Source organism: Vibrio sp. ED002, assembly GCF_023277445.1.
Taxonomy (GTDB): domain Bacteria; phylum Pseudomonadota; class Gammaproteobacteria; order Enterobacterales; family Vibrionaceae; genus Vibrio; species Vibrio jasicida.
Window position 1 is genome coordinate 1,597,279 of record NZ_CP080238.1, and the last position, 19,127, is coordinate 1,616,405.

Sequence of the window (19,127 nt, forward strand, 5' to 3'; positions counted from 1 at the left end):
CAAAAGAAAGTTACGAATGCCGATTATTTTAGATTCTGCATCGCCCACTGCATGAATTCTTGTTGCTCTTGACGGCTTAGATCACTGAAGGACTCTTTCAATGTCTTAGTGACAGCCGGAGACGCCGCGATGCTTGCTTTCGTCGATTGCTTGTTCATTGCTTTGTTGTAATCAGCCACTTCACGTTCATAGTCGCGGAACCCTTGTAGGCCGCCTTTGCGAAGTTGAACCATTGAAAACTCAACATCTTTACCGCTTACGTCTTTCAGCGTCAGTTTCGGATCCATTTCAAATGCTTTGGCTTCTTCAATAGTGCGGAACTTATTGTATGTCAGCGTTAGCTCTGCATCTTTCGGTGCATCGAACTCAAGTAAAAGAGGCTGTGAATCAAACTTACGACGCTTACCATCTTCAAAAACAATTTGGCCCACGTTCACGGCCAGTTGGTTTGCACCGTCTTCTACTTTGATGCTGTTGTTGTCAGAGATCCACTCAGGGTAGACGAACTCACTGTTGAGAACGCGAGGAACCAATTCCGCTTGCAGAGTCAGTTGAGCAGCAAATGCAGGCGCAGAAATAAGTGCGCAAAGTCCTAATAGTGTGGTTGTTTTTTTCATCATGGTTTTCTCGTCTTATACCAATTTAGATAAGTCACTGAAATCAACAGGCCAGTAATTCCAATGACTTATGTGAATAAGTATCAATACAAAAAGGGCGTTTCCGCCCTTTTAGCTGCTTCTATATTAGAAGTAGTATTCAACACCTACAGAGAACTCGTCGTAGTCAGCTGACTTCCAACGTGCTTTAGTGTCATCGTCTACTTGAGACGCACCGTCACCGAAGTCTAGCGTACGTGCACGAGCGTAAAGTACTGCAGATGGGTCTACGAAGTACATGATCTGTGCTGATAGTACATCATCCGCTGTGTTATCGATTGTCTTACCGTCACGTTCTAGGTCGAAGTTTGCTGCGTAACCCAGTTTGTACTGCCAATCACCTGTTGTGTACATTAGACCTGCAGACATTGCATCTTGCTTCTCGCTTACACCGTTGCTTGCATCAGCTTCCATGTATTTGTATTGAGCGAAGAAAGAGATACCGTTGTCAAACCAACCTTGAACACCTAGTAGGTACGTGTTGTTTTCCCAAGTTTGACTTTCACCTTCGATGTTACGGTTACCTTCGTAAGCAGCATCCAATTGTAGTGGACCTAACTTGTAGTGAGCCGCGATGCCGCCCCAGTAATCGTCACCTTCACCTAGACCCGCTTTATCACCAGCACCCACTGCTGCGTCGATAGAGAACTTGTCAGCGTACATTGGAGAATCCCAACGGATAGTGTTTGATTGACGGTCTTGGTACTTAGCACCACCGATTGCACCACCCCAGTCGTAAACATCACCTAGACCTGGGTTAGATGCTGGCCAGTCAACCAACTCGTACATTGGCGTAAGAACGCGACCTAGACGAACTTGACCCCAAGAAGCGCTTTCAAAACCTACGAATGTGTCACGCTCACCAAGACCTGCGCCTTCACCACCAAAGCTTGGGTCTACGTAGCCACCTTCGATTTGCCAAATGAACGTTGGTTCAAAGTTAGCGAATTGCTTTTTACCACGGAAGCCGATACGTGATTCGTTGTTTAGCTGCATGCCGCCCAAGTCATCGTCAGTTGCTTTGCTACCAGAATCGTAATCGCGGTACGCGGCCTGCATCGCGATAATACCGTACACTTCATATGAGAAAGAGTCTTTAGTTAGGTACTCTTTCGCTGCATCACTGTTTGCACCATCAGCAAAAGCTGAACCACTGAACATCATGCCTGTGATTGCAGTAGCAAGTAGGCTTTTCTTTAGGTAAGACATTTTTAACCCCTATATTTTTAGTTTTTTCCATTTTCAAATTCGCTAACTAGGACATTGCAGGAACTTGAATCTGTGTTTGGACGGAGCAAATATGACAAACTTTTTTCGCAGTAAAAAACTTTCCCCACGGCAATCTGAGCAACTTCAAAATGAGAAGATCAAAAACAATATAAACCAATTAATAACAACGACTTAAAATGACAAATAAAAATATAAAAACGTCAAAAGCATCCAGAGTCACTTGCTTTTTATATAAAAAGCTCGAAATTCGTGAGCAACCTCACCTCACTTTTAGGCGTTTTAACGGAACTTTATATTCAGAGAGAAAAAACTTTGAGATAACTCGCAACAATATCAGTACATTGACGGTGCAAGTAGGGGGATTTTGACGAAATTGTTTCACGTCGAAATGCTTGACCTTCCCCTTGCAGGAAGGTTTATCCTCTGAACATTACTATTCTTGAGGACAAATTATGTATCAGTTCGTTGTACCGATGTCAGGGCTTAACTGCATGGGCTGTGCTAGAAAAGTTGAGAAAGCTTTACATGCTAATCACAGTGTTGAGATCATCAATTTGTCCCCGACCATGGTTGAGGTGAAAACCGAGTCCCCTCTTTCTTCTATTGTTGAATCGATCGAATCCTTGGGTTATCACGCTGGTCATCAATTTCAGTTCCATCTAGCTGGATTGAGCTGCGGCGGCTGCGTGAAGAAACTCTCTTCTTTGTTAGAAGCAAACCAAGACATCATTGCATTTCAAGCGTCGACAACCCAACTCGATATCTCGACCCTACTATCAGAGCAGAAAGTGATCGATCTTGTGGCGACTCTCGGCTACACCACCAGCCCTGATTCTATTGAAGTAGAAGAAGAAAGTTCACCAGAGACTGAACAAGCAGACAAGCAAAGCAATATTAAAGATGCGCAGGTGCCAGCAGCGAGTATTCAATTGCAAATGCTGATTCAAGGCATGACGTGTGCGAGTTGCGTCTCTTCAGTAGAGAAAGCACTTACTAACGTAGAAGGCATTGAGAAAGCACAAGTAAACCTTGCTGAGCAAAGTGCATTAGTGTTCGCCACTCAAGATACAGAAGCCCTTCACCAAGCGATCGTTGAATCCGTAAAGCAAGCCGGTTACCAAGCAGAGATCTTGCAAGACGCAGCAACCCAACAAGAAAAGCAAGCAGCTCAGCAACTTGCCCAACAAAAACGCTTCAAGCTTGATGCAATAGCTGGCTTAGTTGTCGGTGCGCCACTGATGTTGTGGGGGGTATTTGGCGGCAACATGGTGATTCGCAACACGAACGACCAGTTGGCTTGGGGCGCGATTGGTATTCTGTGTCTCTTACTGCTTGCAACTGCGGGTAAGCACTTCTTTACTAACGCATGGTTAGCAGCCACTCACAAACGCGCCACCATGGATACGTTAGTCGCGCTAGGTACTGGTGCGGCGTGGTTCTATTCAATGCTTGTGGTGATTTTCCCAGACTGGTTCCCTCTTGCTTCACGCCATGTGTACTTTGAAGCGAGCGCAATGATCATCGGCTTAATTTCTCTTGGTCACTACATAGAGGCAAAAGCCAAAGCAAACACAACACGCTCATTGCAAGCTCTGATTAACCTGCAACCTCAACAAGCGACGGTGATGACAGAACAAGGTGATCAACAGATCGCAGTTGAGCAAATCACGCTAGGCATGAAACTGCGCATCAAACCGGGCGAGAAAGTGCCAGTAGATGGCGTTGTGATACAAGGTGAATCGTACATTGATGAGTCGATGCTAACCGGTGAACCAGTACCAGTGTTAAAAGCGCAAGATGCACAAGTGTCTGCCGGTACACTGAACACAGATGGTGGATTAATCATTGAAGCAACGGGCATCGGCGCGAACACCATGCTGGCTCGAATCATTCGCATGGTACGCACAGCGCAAAGCAGCAAGCCTGCCATTGCCAAATTAGCGGACCAGATTTCATCGGTATTTGTACCGGTCGTGGTCGGCATCGCAATCCTTGCCGCTTTGGTTTGGTTTGCCGTAGGTCCAGAACCTAAAGCCAGCTACATGCTTGTAGTAACGACCACCGTACTGATCATCGCCTGCCCTTGTGCGCTAGGCTTAGCAACGCCATTATCGGTTACCGTTGGTGTCGGTAAAGCCGCAGAGCTCGGCATTCTGATCAAAGACGCTGACGCACTGCAGTTGGCGAGCAAAATCGACACCGTCGTATTCGATAAAACTGGCACGCTTACTCAAGGTAAACCGAGTGTGCAGCAAGTGTTTACTCACGCCACCAGCCAAGAGCACTTGCTAGCTCTAGCATACGCGGCAGAACGTCAATCGGAGCACCCGTTGGCAAAAGCCGTGTGTGATTACGCGAGAAAGAACAATACTGAAAATATTGAGTTGAGCGCATTCGAGAACATTCGTGGCCGTGGCATTACTGCGACTTACCAAGCACAATCGCTACTCATTGGCTCATTGCAATTCATGCAAAACGAGCAGATTGATACCAGCTCGATGAAGCAAGCGATTGAAGATTGTGCAAACAACGCTTGGACACCAGTGGCAGTGGCTCTGAACAACGAACTGATTGGTTTAATTGCCATCGCTGATCCAATTAAATCTGATGCCAAACAAGCAGTGTCTGCATTAAAATCGCAGGGCATAAAAACAGTTATGCTCACAGGCGACAACCAACACGTCGCCAATGCCATAGGTAAAGAGCTCGGCATTGATGAAGTCATCGCTCAAGTGATGCCCGACGAGAAAGCGCAGCATATTGAATTATTGCAATCTCAAGGCCGCACAGTGGCGATGATCGGTGATGGCATCAATGACGCACCAGCCCTTGCGTTGGCGGATCTTGGTGTCGCAATGGGAAGTGGCAGTGACGTGGCAATCGAAAGCTCACAAATGACCATTCTCAATACATCACCAATGGCCGTTGTGCATGCGATTGAACTCTCTCGCGCAACACTTAAGAACATGAAACAAAACTTGTTCGGCGCCTTTATTTATAACTCGTTGGGTATTCCTATCGCCGCAGGCGTACTTTACCCAGCGTTTGGATTTTTGCTCAGTCCTGTCGTTGCTGGTGCAGCGATGGCACTGTCTTCAATCACGGTCGTCAGTAATGCAAATCGACTACGACTGTTTACCATTAAGTAAGCGACACTTCTTCTCGAGGATATTATGAAGTTGAAACTATTGACCTTTACAATGCTTGCTGTCACATCGGCGAACGTATTAGCCGCTGATGTCATCAACCACAAATCGCCATACTGTGGCTGCTGTGGCGAATGGACAAAACACATGGAAGAGAACGGCTTTACTGTGGAAGAAAAGCTGCATGATGACATGAATGCGATCAAACGCGATTTGGGCATCAAGAACGAACAGCTTTACTCTTGCCACACCGCGGAGATCGATGGCTACGTATTTGAAGGTCATATTCCTGCCGCCGACATTAAAGCCTTCTTAGAAAACCCGCCTCGAAATGCAAAAGGCCTGACTGTACCGGGTATGCCAATGGGCTCACCAGGCATGGAATACGGCGATAAGAAAGACAGCTACGCTGTTTACGCCTACAACGAGAAAGGCCAAGTATACGAATACCGTTACCACAAAGGTAACGAGCAATAAAAATAAAGCCCAGCGAGACAAACCGCTGGGCTTTTTCTTAATGGACAAATATACCCAAGTGACTTCAAGATGCAGAGTTCAGAGCGTTGTCATTGATTCGAGTGCAAGGAAGACAACGAAGCGGAATAGCAAGCTCTTTCCAAGTTGTTTGACACAGCAATTGAGTCAATGACACGCTCCCAGAGGGCGAGTTGTCTTGCCTTGCATGCTTTGTTAACAATTTTTGATTTAGAACCACTAGATCTTCAAATTGTTGCCTTGCCTTCAAACCAAGTCATTCTCGCTGAACCTAGCATCTCGAGGTTACTTGGGTATTAGACAAACTTTTTAATTAGAAGCCGTAAGATGCGCCGAATACAAATGCGTTGTTTACTAGGCTATCACCTGATGCATTCTCTGCACCGTGTGCTTGGCTACGGAACTCAAAGTAAGGTTGAACGCCCTTACGAGTCCATGTTGCACGTAACTCGTGGTCCATGGTTTCAGCATCAATCATGTAAACGTTGTTGTAGCTGAAGGTCACGTCTTCGTTCATCGCGTAACCAATGCGGTTATCCATGCGGTAATCTGTTTTCGCATCTGCGTCTGTTGCATCGATGTGTGCACGAGTACGGTTGCTTAGAGAGATACCATTATCGAAGTTGTAGCCGATTTTAACTAGCGGGCGGTATTGAATGCTCTCCCCAGCAGAGAATAGATGCTGGTAACCTGCTGCAACCCATAGGTGATCAGTGATGTTAAATGCTTGCTCACCACCCACAGTGATAGCTGGTGTTGTGTTACCTGCGCCGCCGTTTTCAGTTTCTAACTTACCAAGTTGGATGCCATCAAACTCAGTGTAAACCGTGAAGCCGCCGAATTGGTTATCGAAAGTGTGGCCAGCTTCTAGCGTTGATGTCATGTCCGAACCGTGAATTCGACCATCATCGTGAAATTGAATATTACCCGTTACGTAAGATGAGTCTGCGAAAGCGCTTGAAGCGAAAACAAGAGAAAGTGCACTTAGTGCTAAAACGTTTTTCATAATTACTGCCTTTATTTGTTCACGTTATGCGATGAGATGTCCGGCTATCACTGCCCTTCATCGCAAACATTGGGATGCGCCTCCCTGGCGACAGCAATACTGCGCAATTTAATTCGCATTGAAAAATAAATCATTTAAAACAGTGACCCAATTCAAATCAGCATTTTCGAAACCCAATAAAGTTTATTAAATACAGTCACTTGATATAAAAACTAAAAATTCGTCAAAAAAATAAAGTGTGACCTGAAGCTAATTAGGCTCTCAAATTTGGCACAAAATAAGCATCGAGATCACACTCTTCTTTTCTTTCTAAATTACGAACTTAATTATCAGTAAAAAATAATTAGACATTGATCACGCTTATTTTCCGTAGAAAAATAAATAAAGCCCTCAACATAAGTTGAGGGCTTTGAGTAAGGAACAATGATTTTAGTGAATGATTAGCAGAATTACTTCACGCTAGTCACGCGGCTTGTTTTCTCACCCGAAGCAGATACAGAGCGGATAAACACTTCACCTTTCACATTTGGACGAGCATTGTCTGCATAAGTTAGCCAGTTCTTGCCGTCTAGAGAGTATTGAAGCTTCACACCAGGGAACTGAACGTTCATTGCTAGCTTGCCATCTTCTACTTTCGCACCTGGTACAGGTAGGCGGTAGTCGATACCAGATTTCTCTAGCTTAGCCAGTTCACGTTGGCCAAGTACGTTCGCAAAGCGGTTGTAGTCTTGGTTTAGCGCAGCTTTGTCTACTAGGTTAGAGTTTTGCGAGTATTCAACACCCACTTTGTAGTCGTTTTCCCAATCAGCACGGTGCCATGCACGCTCAGCGGCTGCTAGTACGCGAGGGAATACCATGTACTCGTATTGCTCGTCGTTACGTACTGTCTCAGACCAAAGCTGTGCTGATAGACCGTAGAAAGGTTTCGCTTCGATTTCACCTTTACCAGTAAAGCCATTACCATCGCGATCTACAGACGTTTCTGCGTTTTGAGGCATGTTCTCTGGTGCAAAGCCAAACATCTTACGAGTATCTGTTGCACGTGTAGCCCAGTAGTAACCACGCTCTTTCGGGTCAACTTCGTATGGCATGTCCATGTAAACGTAGTCAGGGTTAGAAACAATCACGTCGTAACCTTTCTTAGACCACTCGTACACTGATGATGTGCCACCCCAGTAAAGAACGTCCCAGAAGTTTACGCGAGTATTTTCTGTTGCAAACGCTTTCTCACCTTCACTGTATTTAAGACCATCTTGCCAAGCTTGGAAGTTAGGGATGCCCTTCTCAGCGACAATCTTAGACACTTCCTCTGCAAAGTGGCTTGGTAGATGAGCAAAGTCGCTTACCGTACCGTCTGCAATTAGCGTCTGACATTGTGGAGATTGTGCAAATGGCTTGTCTTGTTTAGACAGGTCAATCGTACCCTTCCAGCTTACTTTGTCTTCAGCGTTCACATCTTGGAAACCAGCGCCTAGCTTGATGTTCTTCGCTTCGTCACCACCAAAGTGCCATGTTGATAACGGTGCGCCCGCTTCTTGGTGCATTGCCGCTACTTCTGAAATCACTTTATCAACAAAGCGAGTTGAAGATTCCATACATGGGTTGATGAAGCTTTGCTTGTTGTAGAACTGAACCGTGGTTACGTTCGATGTATCTTGAGGATCCATCAGGCGGTACTCGTTCGCTTCTGCTTCTTTACCTTCTTCCATTAGGCGGTCGTAACGAGCTTCCATTGATACCACAGCTGCACGAGCGTGCGCAGGCATATCGATTTCAGGAATCACTTCGATGTTACGCGCTTTCGCGTACTTCAAGATGTCCACGTAGTCTGCTTTGCTGAAGAAGCCAGAACCAAAGTTGTCTGTCGTTGCACCTGAGCCAAGCTGAGGCAGTAAACAGCTTTTCTCTTCCAAATCGAAACAACGGTTAGCACCCACTTCTGTCAGCTCAGGCAGACCCGGGATTTCTAAACGCCAGCCTTCATCATCCGTTAAGTGAAGGTGTAGTTTGTTCATCTTGTACGCTGCCATTTGGTCTAGCGTTGCAAGAATTGCGTCTTTAGAGTGGAAGTTACGAGCCACATCCACCATCACACCACGGTAATCAAAGCGAGGTGCATCTTGAATAGACAGTTGTGGTAGAGAATCAGCATTTTGGCTATCTATCAGGCCAAAGATAGATTGTACTGCGTAAAACGCGCCAGCTTGGTCGAACGCTTTAATAACAATACCGTTGCCGTTGATGCTCATATCGTAAGCACCAGATTTTGCTAATTCACCGGTGAAGTTTGCAGGAACTAGCGTGATGCTAACAGGAACATCACCACGAACATCCACACCTACCACTTCTGCACGATCTTGAATTGCTGCGTATTGAGCCGCATCAAATGCGTCTTTCGGCAGCGCAATACCCCCTGCGATGTCTACTGTGCCTTTGCCTGCTTTCACATGCATTGGAGTTGGTAGCAACGTAGTTGATACATCTTGTTTTGCTAGATCTTCGTTCTTTTCAAAACGAGATACCGCACTTGCCATGATGTTGTTGTCATCAGGCGTACGTTTTAGGTTGTTGCCTTCAAGGCCAGTAACGAAAGAATTAACGTCTTCTGTATTAAGCGACGCGATCATCTTAGGCTCTGCGTTTGGCGCTGCAACAAATGCACCCGGCATGAAGTCAGTTTCAAATAACTGCCAGTATTCAGCAACAAGAGGAAGAACCACTTCTTCACCTGCCGCAAAGCCATCAAATTTGTCTGTTGGTTCTAGTTTGTGTAGGTCGCCCGTTACACGAGAGATTTTGAATTGTTCGTTGTCGACATCCAGAATCAGACGGATGCTGTGGAAGTAGATAGCCCAATCTTGAGAGTCAACCGCTTCGCCTTGGTTAACCAGTGTCATGTTGACTTTGTTACAAGACGCCCACTCTGCGCCCATATCCTGACATGCAAGACCTTCGTTAGCGCCGTGGTTAGTCAACACTTCATATTGAATATCAAGGTTGTCAGCCAATGAGTTTACAACTTGTTGCTCAGAATTCTGTAGTGAAGAGCAACCTGCCAATGTAACAATAACAGAAGCAGCAATCAGACTATGTTTCAACATCTTACTTTCCCCAAAAAGTCAGTGGTTCAAAACGACATTTATCAAAAATGGTGAGCACCTAAATGCGAGGCGCTTAACAGTTGCATTCAACATACAAGCAGTTATTTCTAAGCGTAAAATTAATGAAACTAAGAAGTGATCCAGGTCAAATTCAGCATTGCTTAAGAAAATATAAACACTTACATTTCAATTACTTAATTAAAACGTCAAAAACGAACAACTTTTTTTGACGAGTTTGTTGCGATCTCAATCACGAATATCGATGGGTTTAGACGGGTTTTATAGGATTTTGATCACTATTGGTTATTTAGTAATCCATTAACAACAAACTCAATTGAAGTGCTTTCGTGAATTAGATCTCATTTCCATGCCGTCAAAACTCGTCAATATTTTTAGAAATGACGATTTTGCCGAACCATGTTATAGATAAGGTGCATATTGAATTCGAGGAGCAAAATATGTTTCGACTCTTGTCTGTCATGTCATCTTTGATTGTTTTTTTCACCTCCTACTCCGCACAAGCAGAGCCACAACACTGGTTGGTAAAAAAAGGAGACACCGAATACATGATTATTGGTTCTGTCCATGTGGGCGACAAAAGCATGTACCCTTTACCGAAAGCCGTGACTCAGTTCCTCAACAACAGTGACGGTTTGATCATCGAAGCGGATATCAGAAATACCGAAGGGGCTGCATTTCCAAAAACAAAACTACTTGCGAAAGACATCCTCGATAAACAACAACGTCAGCACTTGGCTGACATCGCAAAAGATCTTGGATTACCGGAAGAACAACTACTCAATGCACCACCTTGGTCGGCAGCATTGACGATTCAGCTCTTGCTAGTGAATAAGTTAGGCTATGCCTCAGACCAAGGTGTCGACATGCACTTAATGACGCTTGCTGATAAGCAAAATGTGCCAGTGATCCCACTCGAAACGGTACAATTTCAGTTGGACTTAATTGCTGGACAAGAAGATGGCGGGAAAGAATTACTGCTCTCTTCTATCGAAGAATATGACGGTGGTGAGGCTTTGGTACAGTGCTTGATCGACAGTTGGAAGACTGGAGATGGTAACTCTTTAGAAGATGCGTCTAAAAGCGCAGAGTCTACCGATGCATTTAATGAGGCTTTCCTGTATGAGCGCAACCATGATTGGGCTGAAAAGCTAGATTCAGGCAGTGTACTGCCAAAGAAAGCAGGTCAATACACCATTGTGGTCGGTAGCTTGCACTTAGTTGGTAAAGATAACTTGATCGATTTACTCAGAAAACGCGGCTTTAACATCGAAGCTCTGGGCAATACTAGCAAAGCAGATTGTGACATCTAAACGGGCACAATATTTACACTACGAACATCAGTGCCCTGATTGACGGGGCACTTACATCCTCTTACACCGCACCCACGCTGTTGAGTCTACACTTACGCTTCGCTGACAAATCCAGCAATCTATCCGATACTATCGACTCAACCTGTACACAATCTCAAATTTGATAAGAGCCTTATGACGTTCAAAGCCTCATTATTATGTCTAGCCAGCGCACTACTTTTACCTTCGTTAGCGAATGCCAAGCCATCTTGCACGATTGAAGAATTCCAGCCCGTCGATATCGCCCCAGAAACTAAAGGTGGTGTATTCGATAAAGAAAGTGGTCAGTTCTTAATTACCCAAAAACCTATGATGCGCTGTGCGAACATTACTTTTTCTACTGCCCATACTCGCAATCGCGTCGCACATCTAATCAATCAGAATTTTGAAGCCGAATACTTCGATGGCAAAACAGGGAAATCACACTCTGTGACGTTTGATGAAGATGAACTTCAAGCTGGCTACATCAAGGTAGGACCAAACAATCCACAAACGGTTTATGTCTGTTTCACCACATCCGAAACACCAATTAAAGATATTAGTTGTGATGTGAAATAGCGGAAATGGGAAGCGACTTTGTTTTGTCTTTCTAGGAACAAGTTCCATCAACAACTTTCAAAGCCGAGTGCACTTCATTAGCCCTCTAGCGAACACCTCTCAATTCCTAAAGCGAAGCGCTCCCGACTCAAAAAAACCGTAAACGTAAAAAGCCGCAACATTTCTGTTGCGGCTTTTCTAAAATAAGTCGGTGAAGAGCCATATTCTAACTTCAGGCGAACCCCATTTAGTTCGCTACTATCAAAGCCAAATTTGAGACCGCTGAAACGACGAAAGCCTGCTCATTGAGCAGGCTTTCTGAAAATGGTCGGTGAAGTAGGGATTCGACGCGGCTGGGCTTCCAGAGGACTGGCATTCCAGCCTCCCGCCCTCTTGCTTCACGCAGCATTAAAGCTTTACCAGCCTCAAATGCAAAAAAGCCGTAGCATTTCTGCTACGGCTTTCTCTAATATGGTCGGTGAAGAGGGATTCGAACCCCCGACCCTCTGGTCCCAAACCAGATGCGCTACCAAGCTGCGCTATTCACCGAGATGTTTAACTGAGGACTTATCCCCGTCAACGGATGCGTATATTACGGATTCTTTTGAGAGACGCAAGTGCTTTTTGCGAAAAAACCTAATGTCTTAATTCGTTTGATGAATTACTGAACACTAGCACGTGAAATGTGACTAAGAACCCACAATAAAATACAGACTATTAACCTTGGCAACATAATTGATCCAGATCAGTGTGTAAAAAAGCACCACCTATTAGTTTGGTCCATGTCGGAACTATCTTGGAGGAAACACATGGACTTTTGGCTTGAACTCCTATTTGGTAATGCGGTGGGACTATCGTCAATGATAGTAATCTTTGGGACAATTGGACTGATGTTGTTTTTCAGCGGTTTCTTCATTTACAAGATCATGAACGACAAATCTCCTCACTAGATCTCGCTTAGCTCTAGAAACGCTTTGCACCGGAGTTGGTAACCTGCCTGCTCCGGTTTTTTATTTGATCTTTTCACACACGTCCTTGATATAATTGTCTCTACTTATCCTGTTCTTTATGAGATTGCCGTTATGTCTCACGATGACGATTTTGATCTGTTCCAACAGATGATGGGCGATGTAAAGCCAATCAGCAATGACACCGCCGAACACAAAAAGGTTCACCAAGTTACCGATGCACACCTTGCTAAACGCGAGGCAGCAATTTGGTTAACTGAAGACGATCCTGAATACTTGTCGATTGACCATGCAGAAATGCTGAAACCAGATGACTTTATCGAGTTCAAACGTGATGGCGTACAAGACGGTGTCTATCGTAAGCTACGTTTGGGCAAGTACTCGATACAAGCTCGTCTTGATTTACACCGTAAGACGTTGAAAGAAGCGCGTGACGAAGTCGTAAAATTCCTTAAGCAATGCATTCAAATGGACATTCGTACCGTGGTAATAGTGCATGGCCGTGGTGAACGTTCTAATCCACCAGCCTTAATGAAAAGTTATGTCAGCAGTTGGTTGCAGCAAATCCGCGAAGTGCAGTGTGTACACAGTGCGCAACGATTTCACGGTGGCAGCGGTGCTGTGTACGTTCTATTAAGAAAGAGCCCCGAGAAGAAGCTTGAGACGCGAGAACGTCATCAAAAACGGTTAGGCTAAGCGCTCTCCCGGTGCTAGAATGCCCGACCTTATCTCGTCTTGCTGCTTTATCTAGCAGTAAGGCACTTCAATTAACCGCCGTTGTGAAACGTTAGGAGACGACATGTCACAAGACAACACAAAACGCTTAAACAAATACATCAGCGAAACGGGCTTCTGCTCGCGCCGTGAAGCAGACCGCCTTATCGAGCAAGGCCGCGTCACCATTAATGGTCAACAACCAGAGATGGGCACAAAAGTGCTACCTGGTGATGATGTTTGCGTCGATGGCAACCCCGTTGCGGCAAAAGAAAAGCCAATTTACATTGCCTTGAACAAGCCAACCGGTATCACTTGCACCACTGAGCGTGATATCCCTGGTAACATCGTTGATTTCATCGGTCATAAAAAGCGTATTTTCCCAATTGGTCGTCTGGACAAGCCTTCAGATGGTTTGATCTTCCTAACAAACGATGGCGACATCGTGAACAAGATTTTGCGTGCAGGCAACAACCACGAAAAAGAATACGTGGTGCGTGTCGACAAACCTATCACCGGCGAATTCCTTAAGCAGATGTCGAGCGGTGTGAAGATCCTTGATACGGTGACTCTGCCTTGTAAAGTAGAGAAAGAGACCAAATTCTCTTTCCGTATCGTGTTAACACAAGGTTTGAACCGTCAAATCCGTCGTATGTGTGAAGCGCTAGGCTACGAAGTTTTCAAACTGCGTCGCGTACGCATTATGAACATCTCACTTGATGGTATTCCTAATGGTAAGTGGCGTTACCTAAGTGACGACGAAATGGCAGAGATCCTAGCAATGTGTGAAGGCTCAGTGGGTACGGAAGAAGCATCAAAAACAGACTCTAGAGGGCGTAATATTCGTAAAGCGACCGACGCAAAGCTGTTTGATAGCCGTGAAGAAAACCAAGACTCTACTGCTCGTCGTAACCAGAAGACACGAACTTTCCGTGGTAACAATGCTGATGAATTTCGTCATGCACCGAATTCGAAAAAAGGCCAACAGCGTCGTCAACGTGATGATGAAAAAGCACGCCCAACAAAAGAGCATTACAACGCAAAGCCACAAAATGAACGCACTAAGCCTCAAGGTGAATATGGTAAAACTGAAAAGCCTCAATCACCGAGTAAACCTAAGCAGCATTACATGAACCCAAATGCCGCTAAGCCAAGCAAACCTGCAAAACGTTCTGGTGGCACATTGAGCCTGAAGAAATAACGCTTCACTGAATGGTAAGATCAAAAAAGGACGCTCATGAGCGTCCTTTTTGTTTGTCTTAAACTTACAAGCACAGCGGTGCAAATTGACCACGAGTTAAACTCAGCAAATCTTTCGGGGCTAACTCGATTTCTAAACCACGCTTACCCGCACTCACGCAGATGGTGTCTTGATCTGTTGCACTTTCATGTAGAAAGGTAGGCAGCGCTTTTTTTTGTCCAAGTGGGCTAATCCCACCAACAACATATCCTGTGGTCTTTTGTGCAATTTCCGGATCAGCCATATCGGCCTTTTTGCCCTTCGCCGCTTTCGCTGCCAATTTAAGATTCAGCTTTTGGTCGACAGGAATAATGGCAACGGCTAGGTTTTTAGGCTCGCAGTTCAAACAGAACAGCAGCGTTTTAAAGACTTTCTTTGGATCTTGTCCCAATACTTCTGCCGCTTCTAATCCATAGCTGTCCGCTCGTGGGTCGTGCTCGTACTGGTGAATGGTGTGTGATACTTTTTTCTTTTTCGCAAGATTAATGGCCGGAGTCATCAAGATTCTCCTCATAAAACAAAAAACGCTGCTCCGTTATCGGTAGCAGCGCTTTAAGTTAATGGTATCCGCGAGTTTGAGTCAATCGCTTTTTACTTGTAAACAATATCACCAGAAGGGGCATACTCATTTACGTCAATCGGACTGTGCGTTTGTAAGAACTCTTTCAACACTTCTGCATCTGTAAACCCTGTATTGACGTAGCCTGAATGCGTATTTACTTTCGGGTACCCATCACCGCCTGACGCATTGTAGCTCGGTACGGTAAAGCGGTATTGGCCATCGAGGCGTAACTGCTTTTCACCAATGAATACGTTCGAAACCTTGCCATTTTCCACAGTCATAGAAATGCCCGCAAACTGAGCATAAGCACCTGAATCTACGGGCTTAGTTGCGACTACATTTAAGTAATCTAAGACTTCTTTACCCGACATATCGACGTAAGAAACCATGTTGCCAAACGGTTGTACCGTTAGTACGTCTTTGTAGGTAATATCACCGGCTTCAATGGAGTCACGCACGCCACCTGAGTTCATGACAGCAAAGTCTGCTTTCGCTCGCTCCATGTGCGCGGTTGCGATTAAACGGCCAAGATTGGTTTGCTGATAACGAACCACGTTACGGTCGCCTTCAAGTTTCCCATTCGATTCAGCAATCTTCACATTGAGCTTGTCTTGACCCTGCTCTTGATAAGGGCGTAAAAACTCAAGCAATGTCTCATCTTGGTTTATCTCATCTTGAATCAGCACACGTTGTGATTCGCCATTCACTTTGATTTTCTTCTTCAAGTTGACTGGAATCAGATCGTAGCTCACCATAGAAAGCTCACCATTACGGAATTCGTAATCCGCGCGGCCAACAAACTTACCCCATTCATACGCTTGCACAATGTAAGTCCCATTTTGTACATCAGGTTTACATTCATCGCCTGGCATGAAGTTCTTTTTGATGACGTTCGGACCTTCCATACAAACAGGCTCTTGAGAGTGACCACCCACTATCATGTCCAAGTCACCTTCATTTAGGTAGCGAGCCAATGCCACATCACCGGGAGCATTCACACCACGGTTGCCATTTTCGTAATGGCCCATGTGTGTCACTGCAAAAATAAGGTCCGGCCGCTATGTTTCTTTCAACTCAGCGATGACCTTCTTCGCTTCTTCTTTCGGGTCGCGGAAATCAACCTCGCCAATAAATTCAGGGTTACCTAGCTTCGCCGTGTCTTCAGTGGTTAAGCCAATAACAGCTATCTTGATACCTTGCTTGTTGAACATGGCATAAGGTTGGAACAAGCGCTTACCAGTTTCTTTGTCGTAAATGTTGGCAGACAGCATCGGAAAGTTTGCCCACTCTTGCTGCTTGAATAGCACTTCGAGTGGGTTGTCGAACTCGTGGTTACCGAGCGCCATCGCATCGTAACCAATTTTGCTCATGCCTTTAAAGTCAGGCTCTGCATCTTGCAAGTCAGACTCAGGTACACCTGTGTTGATGTCGCCACCTGATAGGAGTAGCACACTGCCCCCTTCCGCTTGAATCTCTGCGCGCAGTTCATCAATCAGCGTTTTACGCGCAGCCATGCCGTACTCGCCGTATTTATTCTGCCAGAAACGACCATGATGATCGTTGGTGTGCAGTACGGTCAATTTGTACGTTGTATCTTCATTCCATTCGTGTGCTGGTTGCGTTGCACATCCGGCTAAAATAGCCAGAATAGCGGCGCTTAAAGCGGTTTTTACAATCAGGCGTTGCTTCATTGTTTTACCTTTTTATCGTCTGGGGTCCACTGCATTGCACGCTCAATGAGAAGAACTAACTCAACTCTTACTTATTGAGACGCAAAAACTTGAGATAGTGTAAAACACTAACATATTGATTTCATGTTTCTGCGACGAACTTTACTTATACGAACTGAACAGCCGCAAATTTAAACAGATTATAGACATAACCAAGGTGGGGTAAGGAAGCGAGAAAAGGATAGTGAGGCAGAATCAATGTGTCGATACAAAAATGGCCAGCACGCGGGCTGACCATTTCATTCAAACATTCACAACGATCGATTATTTGATATCGATGTCTGCAAAGCTCTTGATTAGATCGTCTAGCGATTTCATTTGCGCTAGGAACGGCTCTAGTTTGTCTAGAGGCAATGCAGATGGTCCATCACAGCGAGCTTGGTCTGGAGTCGGGTGCGCTTCGATGAACAGACCCGCAATGCCTGTTGCTAAGCCCGCTTTTGCCAGTTCAACCGTCTGCTCGCGACGACCACCAGATGCCGCGCCCGATGGATCACGCATTTGTAATGAGTGCGTTACGTCAAAAATGATTGGGCTGCCTTTTGATGCGTTCTTCATGACACCAAAACCAAGCATGTCTACAACTAGGTTGTCGTAGCCCATACAAGAGCCACGCTCGCATAGGATTATGTTTTCGTTACCACATTCTGCGAACTTCTCAACAATGTTACCCACTTGGCCTGGACTCATGAACTGAGGTTTCTTCACGTTGATAACCGCGCCTGTTTTCGCCATTGCTTCAACAAGGTCAGTTTGACGAGCTAGAAATGCAGGAAGCTGAATAACGTCAACCACGTCTGCCACTGGTTGAGCTTGTGCTTCAGTATGAACATCAGTAATGATCTTTACGCCAAACGTGTCTTTCAGTTCTTGGAAGATCTTCATACCTTCTTCTAGACCAGGGCCACGGTATGAATGGACAGAGCTTCGGTTTGCTTTGTCGAACGATGCCTTAAATACGTAAGGAATGCCAAGCTTGTCGGTTACTTTTACATAGTGCTCACAGATCTGCATAGCGAGATCACGAGACTCAAGAACGTTCATACCAGCAAACAGTGTGAATGGCTTGTCGTTAGCAACCTGAATGTCGCCAATATTAACGATTTTCTGTTCCATTTTGATTCTCTTTTGTCTGTCCTCAATATGCCTTTCGGCCTATTGATAAAATTAGTGAAGCGTGACGTGCTTTTCGTTCATCGCATTAACTTGTGATTTTAGTAGCTCTGATGCCGGATCGTCTGGGCATTGGTCAATAAAGTACTCAAAATCGGAAGCGGCAACCTGAAGACACTCTAACTGCTGGAAGATAAAGCCACGGTCACGAATTTCATACGGGTCATCAGGTACAAACGTCAACGCAAGATTGGTACAACGCAGTGCCAGTGTGTAGCGCTCTTCACGCAGCATCGCACTTTTAATCAAAGCTAACCAACGGCCAATTACAGTCGGGTTATCGGCTTCTTCAAAATGTTCAGGTTTAAGCGTCGCAAGTGGACCTTCTTGACCAATCAACCATGCTTGAAGAATTTTCTCGCCAACGTATTCACCGTTAAACGGATTAATGTAATCTGGTGTTTTGTGCATCCAATCCAGCTTAATCAAGAACTGAGTTGGGAATGTCACCCCTTTCATCGGGAAACCAAGACGATTGCCAAGATAAAGCAGAATAGCACCAAGGCTAACTGGAATGCCTTTCTTACGCTCTAGCACCTTATCAATAAAGCTGTTGTCAGAGATAAAATACTCTTGCTCATCCCCTTTAAATCCCCATTCATGGAAGAATAGGCGCAAGAATGAGTCAAAGCGTTGCTCTTCATCGGTTTCATGAACAAGTGTCGCTTCTGCTTCTTTGTACAGACGCTCTAATTCTTGTTTTGCCCAATGAACATTGGTTTCTGGGTTAATGGAATGGTTCAGCTCTAAGGCGCCTTCCACCAACGGGATGTTGTCAAAATCTTCGTCAAAAAGTTCAAGCATGAAGATTACCCAAATAGGTTTGGATTTTTAGAAACGGCAATATTCGCGGCCATAACCAACCAGCCTAAAGCACCGAAGAAAGCAAAGATTCTCAGCAACTTGTTCTTCGCCATCTTCATCGCAAAGAAACCAAGAGCAATGTACGCCAACACACAAGTGATCTTGTTGGTTAACCAAGGCGCGGCATCCGTAAATGGAATAAAGCCGGTCACCATGATCAGACCGATACCAGATAGCAGTAGCGCGGTATCAACAATATGCGGGAAAATTTTCAGAAAGCGATTGTTGAGTTTCGGAGAATTCATCATCAACAACGCAAATCGGATAGACAATAGTGTTGCACTCAGCGCGATCGTCACCAAGTGAATGTGTTTTAGAGCTACGTACATTTCTCT

15 protein-coding genes, 1 tRNA gene and 1 pseudogene are annotated in these 19,127 nt (G+C 45.2%); 7 read left to right on the top strand and 10 right to left on the bottom strand.

All coding sequences use genetic code 11. The features are described from left to right. Window positions 1–23: 23 nt before the first annotated feature. Both ITG12_RS07340 and chiP read right to left on the bottom strand, forming a co-directional pair. On the bottom strand, window positions 24–620 hold the full coding sequence (locus ITG12_RS07340) for a DUF2057 domain-containing protein (RefSeq protein WP_038872848.1): 597 nt from the start codon (window positions 618–620) through the stop codon (window positions 24–26). A 123-nt stretch (window positions 621–743) separates the two neighbouring features. Beyond that, window positions 744–1,865, bottom strand: coding sequence for a chitoporin (chiP, locus tag ITG12_RS07345; RefSeq protein WP_038872845.1), 1,122 nt, complete (start codon window positions 1,863–1,865; stop codon window positions 744–746). Between the two features lie 473 nt (window positions 1,866–2,338). Here chiP and ITG12_RS07350 point away from each other — a divergent pair, with 473 nt between their 5' ends. Beyond that, window positions 2,339–5,035, top strand: coding sequence for a heavy metal translocating P-type ATPase (locus tag ITG12_RS07350; RefSeq protein WP_248873912.1), 2,697 nt, complete (start codon window positions 2,339–2,341; stop codon window positions 5,033–5,035). A 24-nt stretch (window positions 5,036–5,059) separates the two neighbouring features. Then, on the top strand, window positions 5,060–5,509 hold the full coding sequence (locus tag ITG12_RS07355) for a DUF411 domain-containing protein (protein WP_045404869.1): 450 nt from the start codon (window positions 5,060–5,062) through the stop codon (window positions 5,507–5,509). A gap of 331 nt (window positions 5,510–5,840) precedes the next feature. Here the strand turns inward: ITG12_RS07355 and ITG12_RS07360 are convergent, their stop codons facing one another. Beyond that, window positions 5,841–6,533 (bottom strand): oligogalacturonate-specific porin KdgM family protein, encoded by a 693-nt coding sequence (locus tag ITG12_RS07360; protein ID WP_038872835.1) that lies wholly within the window; start codon window positions 6,531–6,533, stop codon window positions 5,841–5,843. Between the two features lie 449 nt (window positions 6,534–6,982). Continuing rightward, window positions 6,983–9,634, bottom strand: coding sequence for a beta-N-acetylhexosaminidase (locus ITG12_RS07365; protein ID WP_248873913.1), 2,652 nt, complete (start codon window positions 9,632–9,634; stop codon window positions 6,983–6,985). Window positions 9,635–10,092: 458 nt separating this feature from the next. On the opposite strand from ITG12_RS07365, the gene ITG12_RS07370 reads away from it, so the two are divergent. Further along, window positions 10,093–10,965 carry a TraB/GumN family protein gene (locus tag ITG12_RS07370; protein WP_038872831.1) on the top strand — a complete coding sequence of 291 codons (873 nt, stop codon included), beginning with the start codon at window positions 10,093–10,095 and terminating at the stop codon, window positions 10,963–10,965. A 174-nt stretch (window positions 10,966–11,139) separates the two neighbouring features. Then, the gene (locus tag ITG12_RS07375; RefSeq protein WP_038872828.1) at window positions 11,140–11,562 is read left to right on the top strand and encodes a hypothetical protein; all 423 of its coding nucleotides are present in this window, start codon (window positions 11,140–11,142) and stop codon (window positions 11,560–11,562) included. 451 nt (window positions 11,563–12,013) lie between these two features. Here the strand turns inward: ITG12_RS07375 and ITG12_RS07380 are convergent. After that, window positions 12,014–12,090 (bottom strand) — tRNA-Pro (locus ITG12_RS07380). Between the two features lie 260 nt (window positions 12,091–12,350). On the opposite strand from ITG12_RS07380, the gene ITG12_RS07385 reads away from it, so the two are divergent. From ITG12_RS07385 to rluF, 3 genes are all read left to right on the top strand, one after another. Next, window positions 12,351–12,491 (top strand): DUF3149 domain-containing protein, encoded by a 141-nt coding sequence (locus ITG12_RS07385; protein ID WP_020198127.1) that lies wholly within the window; start codon window positions 12,351–12,353, stop codon window positions 12,489–12,491. 132 nt (window positions 12,492–12,623) lie between these two features. Further along, the gene (smrA, locus tag ITG12_RS07390) at window positions 12,624–13,205 is read left to right on the top strand and encodes a DNA endonuclease SmrA (protein ID WP_038872825.1); all 582 of its coding nucleotides are present in this window, start codon (window positions 12,624–12,626) and stop codon (window positions 13,203–13,205) included. A 103-nt stretch (window positions 13,206–13,308) separates the two neighbouring features. Beyond that, a complete protein-coding gene (gene rluF, locus ITG12_RS07395; protein ID WP_038872822.1) occupies window positions 13,309–14,424 on the top strand; it encodes a 23S rRNA pseudouridine(2604) synthase RluF in 1,116 nt (371 codons plus the stop codon). Between the two features lie 64 nt (window positions 14,425–14,488). Here the strand turns inward: rluF and ybaK are convergent, their stop codons facing one another. From ybaK to ITG12_RS07420, 5 genes and pseudogenes are all read right to left on the bottom strand, one after another. Continuing rightward, entirely contained in the window at window positions 14,489–14,962 is a 474-nt protein-coding gene (gene ybaK, locus ITG12_RS07400) for a Cys-tRNA(Pro) deacylase (RefSeq protein WP_095760918.1), read from the bottom strand. 92 nt (window positions 14,963–15,054) lie between these two features. Then, window positions 15,055–16,716 (bottom strand): annotated as a pseudogene (gene ushA / locus ITG12_RS07405) (bifunctional UDP-sugar hydrolase/5'-nucleotidase UshA). A 303-nt stretch (window positions 16,717–17,019) separates the two neighbouring features. Further along, entirely contained in the window at window positions 17,020–17,871 is an 852-nt protein-coding gene (kdsA, locus tag ITG12_RS07410) for a 3-deoxy-8-phosphooctulonate synthase (protein ID WP_038872813.1), read from the bottom strand. A 51-nt stretch (window positions 17,872–17,922) separates the two neighbouring features. Then, window positions 17,923–18,732: a SirB1 family protein gene (locus tag ITG12_RS07415; RefSeq protein WP_038872810.1), complete on the bottom strand. Its 810-nt coding sequence runs from the start codon at window positions 18,730–18,732 to the stop codon at window positions 17,923–17,925. A gap of 5 nt (window positions 18,733–18,737) precedes the next feature. Continuing rightward, window positions 18,738–19,121, bottom strand: coding sequence for a SirB2 family protein (locus ITG12_RS07420; RefSeq protein WP_038872806.1), 384 nt, complete (start codon window positions 19,119–19,121; stop codon window positions 18,738–18,740). Window positions 19,122–19,127: the final 6 nt, after the last annotated feature.